At 35.1% G+C, this 9,894-nt stretch carries 16 protein-coding genes, 1 tRNA gene and 1 pseudogene; 15 read left to right on the top strand and 3 right to left on the bottom strand.

The window, feature by feature from the left end; genetic code table 11:
• Positions 1-56 precede the first annotated feature (56 nt).
• Both P618_RS01975 and P618_RS07785 read right to left on the bottom strand, forming a co-directional pair.
• Positions 57-1,019, bottom strand: a complete 963-nt coding sequence (locus P618_RS01975) for an ISAs1 family transposase (RefSeq protein WP_075260882.1) — start codon at positions 1,017-1,019, stop codon at positions 57-59.
• Positions 1,020-1,023: 4 nt separating this feature from the next.
• Positions 1,024-1,176: a hypothetical protein gene (locus P618_RS07785; protein WP_156918964.1), complete on the bottom strand. Its 153-nt coding sequence runs from the start codon at positions 1,174-1,176 to the stop codon at positions 1,024-1,026.
• Positions 1,177-1,355: 179 nt separating this feature from the next.
• Between P618_RS07785 and P618_RS08785 the strand changes: the two genes are divergently transcribed.
• From P618_RS08785 to P618_RS05955, 7 genes and pseudogenes are all read left to right on the top strand, one after another.
• Positions 1,356-1,478 carry a hypothetical protein gene (locus tag P618_RS08785; protein WP_275574324.1) on the top strand — a complete coding sequence of 41 codons (123 nt, stop codon included), beginning with the start codon at positions 1,356-1,358 and terminating at the stop codon, positions 1,476-1,478.
• 166 nt (positions 1,479-1,644) lie between these two features.
• A tRNA-Phe gene (locus P618_RS01965) sits at positions 1,645-1,717 on the top strand.
• A 14-nt stretch (positions 1,718-1,731) separates the two neighbouring features.
• Entirely contained in the window at positions 1,732-2,451 is a 720-nt protein-coding gene (locus P618_RS06600) for a triose-phosphate isomerase (protein ID WP_075260881.1), read from the top strand.
• A gap of 501 nt (positions 2,452-2,952) precedes the next feature.
• Complete coding sequence (locus tag P618_RS08780) at positions 2,953-3,084, top strand: hypothetical protein (RefSeq protein ID WP_275574323.1); 132 nt, start codon at positions 2,953-2,955, stop codon at positions 3,082-3,084.
• Between the two features lie 164 nt (positions 3,085-3,248).
• Positions 3,249-3,407 (top strand): annotated as a pseudogene (locus tag P618_RS06590) (IS5/IS1182 family transposase); the annotation flags it as partial.
• Positions 3,408-3,832: 425 nt separating this feature from the next.
• Positions 3,833-3,913 (top strand): hypothetical protein, encoded by an 81-nt coding sequence (locus P618_RS09165; protein WP_084024559.1) that lies wholly within the window; start codon positions 3,833-3,835, stop codon positions 3,911-3,913.
• A 126-nt stretch (positions 3,914-4,039) separates the two neighbouring features.
• On the top strand, positions 4,040-4,318 hold the full coding sequence (locus tag P618_RS05955) for a transposase (protein ID WP_075260880.1): 279 nt from the start codon (positions 4,040-4,042) through the stop codon (positions 4,316-4,318).
• 242 nt (positions 4,319-4,560) lie between these two features.
• Here the strand turns inward: P618_RS05955 and P618_RS08285 are convergent, their stop codons facing one another.
• Positions 4,561-4,896 (bottom strand): hypothetical protein, encoded by a 336-nt coding sequence (locus tag P618_RS08285; RefSeq protein WP_021828033.1) that lies wholly within the window; start codon positions 4,894-4,896, stop codon positions 4,561-4,563.
• A 199-nt stretch (positions 4,897-5,095) separates the two neighbouring features.
• Here P618_RS08285 and P618_RS01940 point away from each other — a divergent pair, with 199 nt between their 5' ends.
• The 8 genes from P618_RS01940 to P618_RS07775 form a co-directional block, all read left to right on the top strand.
• A complete protein-coding gene (locus P618_RS01940; protein WP_021828032.1) occupies positions 5,096-5,575 on the top strand; it encodes a disulfide bond formation protein B in 480 nt (159 codons plus the stop codon).
• A 400-nt stretch (positions 5,576-5,975) separates the two neighbouring features.
• A complete protein-coding gene (locus P618_RS01935) occupies positions 5,976-6,200 on the top strand; it encodes an ATP synthase subunit C family protein (protein ID WP_021828031.1) in 225 nt (74 codons plus the stop codon).
• Positions 6,201-6,227: 27 nt separating this feature from the next.
• A complete protein-coding gene (locus P618_RS01930) occupies positions 6,228-6,677 on the top strand; it encodes an ATP synthase subunit B family protein (protein ID WP_021828030.1) in 450 nt (149 codons plus the stop codon).
• On the top strand, positions 6,664-7,155 hold the full coding sequence (locus P618_RS01925) for a hypothetical protein (protein WP_021828029.1): 492 nt from the start codon (positions 6,664-6,666) through the stop codon (positions 7,153-7,155). The genes P618_RS01930 and P618_RS01925 overlap by 14 nt, the downstream gene beginning before the upstream one ends.
• Positions 7,152-8,237: a tRNA 2-thiouridine(34) synthase MnmA gene (gene mnmA / locus P618_RS01920; RefSeq protein WP_021828028.1), complete on the top strand. Its 1,086-nt coding sequence runs from the start codon at positions 7,152-7,154 to the stop codon at positions 8,235-8,237. The genes P618_RS01925 and mnmA overlap by 4 nt, the downstream gene beginning before the upstream one ends.
• Before the next feature lie 349 nt (positions 8,238-8,586).
• Complete coding sequence (locus P618_RS01910) at positions 8,587-8,967, top strand: IS630 transposase-related protein (RefSeq protein ID WP_021828026.1); 381 nt, start codon at positions 8,587-8,589, stop codon at positions 8,965-8,967.
• Positions 8,968-9,027: 60 nt separating this feature from the next.
• Positions 9,028-9,288, top strand: a complete 261-nt coding sequence (locus P618_RS06580; protein WP_021828025.1) for a transposase — start codon at positions 9,028-9,030, stop codon at positions 9,286-9,288.
• Positions 9,289-9,712: 424 nt separating this feature from the next.
• The coding region (locus tag P618_RS07775) for a hypothetical protein (RefSeq protein ID WP_156918962.1) at positions 9,713-9,894 on the top strand (182 nt) is incomplete at its 3' end.

The following is a 9,894-nucleotide window of genomic DNA, read 5'->3' as shown; positions in this document are numbered from 1 at the left end:
CAAATATTAATATAAAAAAAAATATTGTCAAGCCAAAATACGACTATAATCAGGGCCTACCCATGAAGAATTGTGTTGACACAATGAATAAGATGTTTAAAATACATAGAATTTTTGCGCATGATAGACTTGATCGAGTTTTCTGGCTTATCTTTTGATTTATGCAGTATGGTTAAAGCCCATTTTCTGAGTATATCCAAATTTTTGGCAGCGCAGTCATTCCGAATGCAGGCTTTGTCCTCATTGAAAACAACATCTAAAACCCAGTGAAGTTGATTTTCAATTTCCCAATGCTGACGGGCAATCTCATTCAGTTCAAAAGCACTTAATAATTTTGATGAAATATAGTATTGGGTATCTTTCGATTCTTTCCCTTTACGAAGCACCGTTGAGGTAATGCGACCTATGGATTTTAAACCAGGCCATTGATGAATGTCATTCAGCCACTTTGTATGATGTGAAACAACGGCCACACGCTGTTCAATTCTTCCATGGCCTTTGTCATTATTTTCGTTAATGAATTCGTGGTTATTTAACTCAGATAAAAAGAGCTTAACATCTTCAAACAATGTTCCTTGGTTGCCTTTGAGTGAAATACCATAATCACCTTTCCTCTCAACGATTTTCTGACACATGTCCCTTTGAGCTCCCATGGCATTGATCGTAATGATTTTATTTTCAAGATCTAAAAGTTTTAACAATTTTGGAATGGCTTTGATTTCATTGCTTTTTTCATTCACGTTCTCTTGGGCGAACACCATTTTATTCTTATAGCACCAAGCACTTACACGATGAAGAGGCTTATTTGAAGAGCTATTCCTGATCGTTTTCTCATCGATATTCATAATGTCACTCGTTATTTTTTGAAGACTTTCTACAAAAGCGCCAAAGCACTCTCTAAATTGATTGGAGCATAAATTATCCCAAAGCCGTTGGTAAGTATCGTGACTTGGCACACCAGACGGAAAGTCGAAATATTTTTTCAACGCTTCCCTATGCATCTCAACAAAATCCTGCATTCCACTAAAACTGTCGATACCACAAAGATGCTATCAAAGTCATAAAAGGGTGGCGTTGGTTCCTTGAGGAACGGGGATCTTCCAATGAACTAAAATGGCTTTCTATAATTTCTCTCATTTCCTTAAACGCTCTGCTTAAGTTAAGACAAATATACATCTTTTAAACACAGTTGTAGAATACATTTTCTTTATGCGTAGGCCCTGGTATAGTGGCAGATAAGGTACAGTATGTGTGTAGGCTTCAATCATTTTTTGCATGCCTTTTATTCTGTGTGGAAAGATACATTATCCATAATACTCATACTTTTTTCAGATAAATTGGGCGCTAAAATATCCATGAGGAAAATGATCTCTCACCCTATGGCGATTAAAGCGCTGCCAACCAACGCTTGTATTACGTTGGTTCTTCCTTTTGCTCTCCAATTGCCTGCTCTTATAGCGTCTCTTACCTTACACTGAATATCGTGCTTTGTCTTTATTCAAAAATTTCAGCTTGATTTACTATGGCTGGACTTTTTCCTTACACAAACATGTTCACTATGCTAAATATATTGAAAGATAGGAATTTTCGATATCAAACATTTTGCTTGACATTTGAAAATAATGCTGTAGAATTTTGATTGTAGCCCAGGTAGCTCAGTTGGTAGAGCATAGGACTGAAAATCCTTGTGTCGCTGGTTCGATTCCTGCCCTGGGCACGTTATTTTTGAGTATGCTGAAGCAATTATTAATTGGAAATTGGAAATCTCAGGGAAGCGTAGAAGAAATTCATCAGTTTATTTCTGCAATTGGACGTCTTTCTGCTCCTGAAAATGTTCGTCCGGTTTTGTGCCCTCCTTTTGTTTACTTAGATCTTGTGAAAAAAAGACTTCCCGTAGGATATAGTCTTGGAGCGCAAACTTGTAGTTTCAATTTAAAAGGTGCGTTTACTGGAGAAATAAATGCTAACATGCTTCAAGATGTTGGGTGTAGTTATGTTCTGATTGGACATTCTGAGCGACAAGAATCTTTAGATATTTTAGAAAAACAAATGGAGCGCGCTTGGGAGTCAAATTTGGTTCCTATTTTTTGTATTGGAGAAGAAGCTCCTTCTGCTTGGTATAGTCTTGCAAAAAAAATTTCTTATCTTTCTTCTATTTCTTCTGCGTCTCCTTTTTTTGTTGCTTACGAACCTGTTTGGGCTATTGGGGGAAAGATTCCTCCATCTTGTGGGTATCTTGTTCAAGCGCTTCAGTATTTAAAATCTCATTTAAAAAATTCTCAGGGATTTATTTATGGAGGAGGTGTACGCCCAGAAAATTTAAAAGAAATTTTAGATCTTCATATGCTGAGTGGAATTTTAGTAGGACAATCTAGTTTTCAACAAACTGTCTGGACTATGTTATTAGCAATTTTGGAAACTTATGGAAAAGTTTGCAAAAAACAAGTATGAGCTAGGTTTTGTAAACAAAATTGACGCACCAAAATTGGGACGTCAATAAGGATATAGTAGGGCCAGCCCTCAATTAAGTTGGCTTTTTTGGATATTTTTTGAGAATTTAATAAAAATTCAAAGGAAATGTGTGTTAAATGAGACGTTATGCGTTACGAGATGATCAGTAAGATCCGATAAAAGAGAATTCACCTGGAAAACCGGGGGATGTGGGGGCGTACAGCCAAGGATAATCTCCTGTTTGTTGAGTCTGTTTTATGCCGTTATCGTTGGGAAATTCTGTGTCGTGATCCGCCAAGGTTTGGTGATTTTAAAGCCATCCACATCCGCTTTACCCGTTGAAGCGAAAGGACGTATAAAAAAGATCTTTGAAGCCTTGTCTTAGGACGCTGATCATGAGTAAGAGATGATCAATGCAAAATTGTTGGGGCCCACAACATAGCTCAGGCTCTAAAAAAGCATAATTAAGCTATTGGACGCTTCTCTGTGGGGGCAAAATTCATGCATCGTGTGATGCCCATGGAAATTCGGTCTCTATTCACCTTACACAAAATCAGGACCATGATTTGGAAGGTTTCCGATCATCTTGTGAAGACTGATGCTGTGCTTTCCGATAAAGCTGTACGATGCTGACGAGGGGGCAGAAAAAACTTAAAGAAAAGGGGCGTGAGTCCGTGATTTTACCTAAAAAGAATCTTTTTTAGCCTTTAAATTATGATAAATATTCTTTTAAATCCGTTCCTTGATCGAGAATTTTTTTGCTAAACTTAAGGCAGTACAGCGCCGTTGCCACAGGCTATGATAAAGATTTATACAAGTTGCGGCATCTTGTTGGAAATGCATTTCTCCATCTCAAGCGCTGGCGCAGTATTGCAAGCCGTTATGCGAAAAATGTCAGATCATTCTTGGCAGCAGTACAAATTCGATGTATCGCTTTATGGGCTAATATCTCGTGACTACACTATCTAGGCTTTAGCTATAAAAAACTGTTATCTGCTTGCAAGCAAGCCAAAAAAAATGAAAGCGATATACAGAAACTATAAAAGGCATACCGTCAGAAAGTCTTGTATATATTAATGAAAGCGAGGTGATCATTTGTGCAGAAACAGGATGGAGCAGAAAGGAGAAAAAGATTTCTGCCAAAAAGAGCGGTAACTATTATAGCTGGGTATGTTAATCATAAATAGATAGCATCTAGGGTATTTAAGTTCTTGTCATACAAAATTATTTGAACGATGAGTAAAAGAGTTATTGATTAAAGAATTAGAACTTGGAAAAATTGTAATAATGGATAATGCTGCATTTCATAAATCACAAAGAACGAAAGAGTTGATCGAATTTGTAGGTTGTCAGTTAATTTTTACCGCCATACTCACTTGATTTGAATCCAATAGAGAAATTTTGGGCTAATATGAAAAGATGGGTTAAGAACCAAATTAACCAATTTGATAAATTTTACTAGGCTATTTCCGCATTCTTTCAAACCCCATTTCCATGCTACACTACTATATTAGGTGAAAATCCTGTATACATTGGTGAAATTGGGATAAAGCTAACCATTTGCACAGATAGAGGATGAGGCAAAAAAATTGCAAAACTTGTTGATAAAAAGAGCGATAAATATTACGAAAGAACTTATATTGTAGCGGATTTAATAAACAATAAAGCGATTGCTTCGATGGTTTTTAACGATTTTTTTAACACACAATTATTCGAAGCTTGGGTAGCACAATTTTTGATAAAAGAATTAAAACCGGGACAAATCGTGATGATGGATAATGCTTCATTTCATAAATCTCAAAAAACTAGAAAATTATTTGAATCTGCTCGTTGTAGTTTTTTTTACCACATTATCCACCTGATTTAAATTTAATCGAGAAATTCTTGGAAAATATGAAGCGATGAATTAGGCAGAAAATTGAGTTCTGCCAGGACTTATATTAGTCAATTAGTACTTTTTTTACTTTATCATAATGCAACTATTTTTAATATACGTATTACGAATTTCCCTAAAAATTCATACGTTTGCGATAATTCAACGATTTGCGCACAAATTCTTAGGTTTCCTATAACAGCTGTTTTTAGTGCAATTCGAGCTAAAAACTAAAATTAAGCTGGTTGCGGATTCGCTACTCCGGGCGCATGGGGTTCAGCAGCTCCCATTCCTGATGGACCTTCTTCCTTTGAAAAGCGTTTACAAATATCTGAAAATACGCTTTCCATAGCATCCATACGTTGCTCCAGGTTTGCGTTCCCTCCTTTTGCAGAAGAAGGGACAAAAAGATCATCAGAAGGCTGTGGCTGAGCGGGAGCAGGAGCGGGAGTAGGCGCAGTCAGGACAGGCGCAGCAGGGGCAGCAGGTGCAGGGGCGGGAGCAGCAGGTGGGTTGGAAAAAACGACGCTAGACGTTAAGACTGAGATAAATAAAAAAATTTTTTTCTGCATTTTTTCTACTTTCGTTAGGTTTTGAATTATTTTATCGTTATCTTTTTAATTTTTTGCTAAAATTTGTAAGATCTAAAAAATTTCTTTTATTTACAGTACATGGGGAAAATTCATGAATAAAAAAATTAAGACGAAGCAAAAACTATAGAAAATTTTGAAAATATGTCATTATACTTAAGAAAAAAAAACTTGTAAAAACATGTTTATCATAAAAAATGACTCATTTTATTCTTTGAATACGTTATTATACGCAATGGGAACCGTTGCGCTAGTAATGGCGATTATTGCATATTTTCTTGATTATTTTTTTGGTTATGCTGGCTGCACATTGTGTCATGTAGAGCGAATTTTGTTATGTGTTACTGGAATTTGGACGATATGCCTGCAATTTGGATGGGGAGCGTTGGGAATGTGGGGAATTGGATTGAGTGTTACATGCTATCACCTTGCTGTTCAAAATCATTGGTTGCCATTGGCTTCTTTTTGCAAAGCTGCTGTCCCTTCTGGAGAAACACTAGCTGCTCAAATGGAAGATTTTTTGTCAAAACCAAGCGTATCTTGTGATCAAGTTACTTTAAAGATATTTGGGATTTCAGCAGTATATTTTTTGTGTATTTTTTTTGCCATTGGAAGTATTTTTGTAGTATGGAATACGAGGATAAAATCAAAGCCTTCTTGAGGTGTAAGAAAAATTTTTAGATAAAACGTTAAGATTCATAAAATTTGGAGTGAATTTAGTTTTCAACGAAACAAAAATTTGCATTTTTTAAACAATTTTAATATATTGAATTCAAATATTTTTTTAACAGTCTGAGTTCATAAGTGTGTTGTTCTCTCTAAGTTTTTAAAATAAAAATTCAAATTTATTTTTTGGTTATAGACGTTATTATATTTTTAATATAAGTTTTTTTGTTTTTACAAAAAATCTATAACCTAATTATTTTACAATAACTTCTTTTATATTGATTCTTATCAAAAAATAATGACTTTGTAATAAAAAACTTCCGGGCTTTCCCTGAGACGAAAATTTTAGTATCCTAATAAACACGAAAATATGTTTTTGCTTAGGAGAATAAAAAATGTCTGATTTAGCTTTTAAATATCTTGCAGCAGCAATTGCAGTTCTACCGTTAGGACTTGTAGGTATTGCGGTAGGTAAAATTTTTACGACATTAGTTCAGTGTATTTCACAAAATCCAGCTGCCAAAGAAAAAGTTTACGCGTTAGGATTGATTGGTGTTGCTATGACAGAAGCTGTTGCGTTATTTGCTCTTTCCGTTGCTTTTGTTATATTGTTCAGTTAACAACTATTTAAGGGGGAGCTAAACAGAATGCCTCAGTTTGATTCTCAGTTTTTTTCTTCTCAAATCTTTTGGGTATGTGTGTGTTTTGGGGTGCTTTGGGCTTCAATGCATTGGTGGATTGTTCCCCGTGTGCGTAGTATTCAAATAATACGTTCCACTCAAGTTAGCGACATAATGGAAGAAGCACGTCATTTGCATGAAAAAAGTACTCAAATTCGCGCCCAATGTGATGCTCAGCAAGATGCTTTAGAAAAAAATTTTCAAAACCAAATTCGATCTTTAGCGCAAACGCAAGAAAAAGCGGTTACTCAACATCTTTTACAACTTAAAGAACGCTTCGATCTTGAATTATCTAAAGTGAAGGAAGAATTAAGTCGGTTAGAACATACGTTTTCAGAACAGCTTAAAAAAGATGCTATAGATATTGCTCAAGTCCTTATTCAACAGCAAAAAGAGAAAAATCATGGAAATCAATAATTTTTTTGATGCCACTTTCATGGTGGGAGTAGCGTTTATATTGCTATGTATTTTTTTGGCAAAACCTGGATGGAACACCTTAATAGATAAATTGGAAGCGTACAGAAAATCGATAATGGAAGAATTTCAAAGAGCAGATCACGTTTTAAAAGAAGCAAGAGATCGCTTAGAGGATGCTCAATCCGTTTTGGAACAATTCGAAACAAAAAAAGAATCTTTTTTGCATCATATGGAACAACATATCGATCAAATGAAAAAAAATTTTCAGCAAGACTTGATGAATAGAGAAAATTGGGAGCATGCTCGTTTTCAAACACAGTGTCAGACTCTTCTTGAAGAATGGAAGCAAGATGCCAGTCAACGTTTTATTAAAGAATTAAATCATCAAATTATCTATATGCTTCAAAAAGATCAGGACCAATATATACAGTTAAACAATGCATTGTTTCAAAATTTTCTAAAGGAGTATAAATCATGAGTTCTGCTCGTGTCGTTGTTGGAATGTCTGGAGGAGTAGATAGTACGCTTGCTGCAGGTCTTTTAAAAGAAGAGGGGTATGACGTTATTGGTGTCACGCTAAAACTATACGATTACGAACAAAGTATAGAAGAAACTCCGCAAGCAAAAAGAGATTGCCATCCTTTGGCATTTATTCAGCGTGCGCAAGAAGCGGCGGAAATTTTAGGTATTTCTCATCACGTTTTAAAAAAAGAAGATTTATTTCGTCAAAAAATTGTTATTCCTTTTTTGGAGTCTTATCAAAAAGGAAAAACTCCGCTGCCCTGCGCAAAATGCAATCGAGATGTAAAAACAGAAACATTATGGCGTGCGATGCAAAAATTTGGTGCACAATATATTGCAACAGGTCATTATGTTCAACGTAGAAAGCAAGAACATGGGGTAGAGTTACATCGTGGCAGAGATGAACAACGCGATCAAAGTTTTTTTCTGTTCATGTTAACGTTTCAACATATTCAAAACCATCTATTTCCCTTGGGAGCACTTTCTAAAGAGGAGGTTCGTTCACAAGCATTTAATCGTGGTTTTAAAAATGCTTACGTTCAAGCGAGTCAAGATTTGTGCTTTATGGCAAAAAATTCTTATCAGTCTTGGATGGAAAAAGAGGCAATAGTTTTGACACCGGGACCTATTGTTCATGAAGATGGACGTGTTTTAGGGCAACACAAAGGACTTGCCTACTTTACTATTGGACAACGCCAAGGCATAGGCGTTGGTGGATTTTTAGAACCTTTGTATGTAGTGGGAATGGATGTAGAAAATCACGTTTTACGTGTGGGGCCTAAAGAAATTTTAGGACGTAATGTTTTAAAATTGGAAGACATTAACTGGATCGCTCCAGATCGCACAGAGGATCCCATAGATCTTTATGCTCGAGTACGATCTTCTGGGGCTTTAATTCCGGCTTCGTTTTCATTTTCTCAACAAAAAGTCTTTTTAAATCAGCTAGAGTATGGGGTTGCTCCTGGCCAAGCTTGTGTGTTTTACGAAGGAACGCGCATGTTGGGGGGGGGGTGGATTTTAGAAAGCGAAAAAATATAATAAATGTTTTTAAGCGTAAAATTTTCTTAGAAAAACTTAAAAATCTTGTCTAAGCTCTGTAAACAAAATTAGCCAAGCCAAGTGAAAAAACCGAGACAAAATAGAACCGTACCAAAAAATATTAACAGCCGTTTCAAAGCACGAAGAAACGCGCCTCAATGCTTATATTTCCGAAAAAGTATTTGGAAAGGTAGCATCGTTAATCTCCTAAAAAATTGTATAGCAAGAACAGTTGAATTGCAATGTGATATATGGTATATTCTGTCTAAAGAGGTAGATAATGTCAACGCGTTTATATATAGTAATTTAGCTTGAAAACGGGACAAGAAGATGCTATTTTTAAGAGGAAATGACAAAGAAACAATACAGCGTAGATCTAAGGGAGAGAGTAATAGAATATATTAAGCTTGGTAACACTCAAAACACGACATCCAAGATATTTAAAGTTAGTAAAAGTAGCGTAAATAGGTGGTGGATGAGGTACCAAGAAGCAGGGTCCATTAAAGCTAAACCACGCTTAGGCAGCAAGGGCAAGATAGACCCAGAAAAGCTAAGGGTTTATGTTGAGGCCAATGAAGACAAAAAATTAGCAGAGATAGCAAAACTATTTAATATTAGTGTGTGTTCTGTGTATCGGCGGTTAAAGAAGCTAGGCTTTAGCTATAAAAAAAAACCTTTACCTATGTGGAAGCAAGCCAAGAAAAATGAGAGCAATATAAAAAAACTATAAAAAGTATACCGTCAAAAAGTTTTTTATATATTGATGAAAGCGGTATTGAGATGACTATTTGTGCAGAACAGAGGGTGGGGCAGAAAAGCGAAGAAGCTTGCTGCCAAAAAGAGCGGTAACTATTATCAGCGGACAAATATTAGAGCTGAGTATGTTAATCATAAATCGATAGCACCTATGGTATTGAATGATTTTTTTCATACAAAATTATTTGAAGCTTGCGGATCTCAGTTATTGGTTAAGGAATTAAAACTTGGGCAAATTGTAATAATGGATAATTCTGCATTTCATAGATCACAAAAAACAAAAGAGTTGCTCTAATCTGTAGGTTGTCAACTCGTCTTTTTATCGCCATACTCATCCGATTTGAATCTAATAGAAAAATTTCGAGCTAATATGAAAAGATGAGTTAAGAACAAAATTGACCAGTTTGATAAACTCTACGAGGCTATGGCTGCATTCTTTCAAATCCCGTTTTCATACTAAATTTAAAAAATAATGGTACTACTACATAGTAAGCAATACAAATAAAAATAATTTTATTTTTAAAGTATACTTTGTATACCATAAAAAATTTAATATTTTGTTTGATTTTTGCTCTATATCAATGACGTGTAAATGATTTGTTGACAATTCCTTTCACATTTTATACAAATAATTGTCTTCAATTTATCGGCAGTTAAATATACAGTATAAATTATTTTTAGTAATCGATGCATAAACTTCTAACTTTAGGATATTAAAAATGATTAATTTAAAAAATAAAATGTTATTAAATATTGTATTACTTTTTTGTGTATCAAGCGTTGGATACTCTGAATATTCTAAAGCTTTGGCTGAGCTATTTAGGAATAGCCCTAAAACGGAAGTGTTTTGGGATAGAATGGATGGATTTTTGAGGAAAAAGTCTGCGTTGACGATTTTTCG

Source organism: Holospora obtusa F1, from assembly GCF_000469665.2.
Taxonomy (GTDB): Bacteria; Pseudomonadota; Alphaproteobacteria; order Holosporales; family Holosporaceae; genus Holospora; species Holospora obtusa.
This window is presented reverse-complemented; position numbering and strand designations above follow the sequence as displayed.

Bases quoted from the DNA above. Each gene is read 5' to 3' on its own strand.
- P618_RS01975 (WP_075260882.1), bottom strand. From the start codon at position 1,019: ATGCAGGATTTTGTTGAGATGCATAGGGAAGCGTTGAAAAAATATTTC.
- P618_RS07785 (WP_156918964.1), bottom strand. From the start codon at position 1,176: ATGTATATTTGTCTTAACTTAAGCAGAGCGTTTAAGGAAATGAGAGAA.
- P618_RS08785 (WP_275574324.1), top strand. From the start codon at position 1,356: ATGAGGAAAATGATCTCTCACCCTATGGCGATTAAAGCGCTGCCAACC.
- P618_RS06600 (WP_075260881.1), top strand. From the start codon at position 1,732: ATGCTGAAGCAATTATTAATTGGAAATTGGAAATCTCAGGGAAGCGTA.
- P618_RS08780 (WP_275574323.1), top strand. From the start codon at position 2,953: ATGCATCGTGTGATGCCCATGGAAATTCGGTCTCTATTCACCTTACAC.
- P618_RS08285 (WP_021828033.1), bottom strand. From the start codon at position 4,896: ATGCAGAAAAAAATTTTTTTATTTATCTCAGTCTTAACGTCTAGCGTC.
- P618_RS01940 (WP_021828032.1), top strand. From the start codon at position 5,096: ATGTTTATCATAAAAAATGACTCATTTTATTCTTTGAATACGTTATTA.
- P618_RS01935 (WP_021828031.1), top strand. From the start codon at position 5,976: ATGTCTGATTTAGCTTTTAAATATCTTGCAGCAGCAATTGCAGTTCTA.
- P618_RS01930 (WP_021828030.1), top strand. From the start codon at position 6,228: ATGCCTCAGTTTGATTCTCAGTTTTTTTCTTCTCAAATCTTTTGGGTA.
- P618_RS01925 (WP_021828029.1), top strand. From the start codon at position 6,664: ATGGAAATCAATAATTTTTTTGATGCCACTTTCATGGTGGGAGTAGCG.
- mnmA (WP_021828028.1), top strand. From the start codon at position 7,152: ATGAGTTCTGCTCGTGTCGTTGTTGGAATGTCTGGAGGAGTAGATAGT.
- P618_RS01910 (WP_021828026.1), top strand. From the start codon at position 8,587: ATGACAAAGAAACAATACAGCGTAGATCTAAGGGAGAGAGTAATAGAA.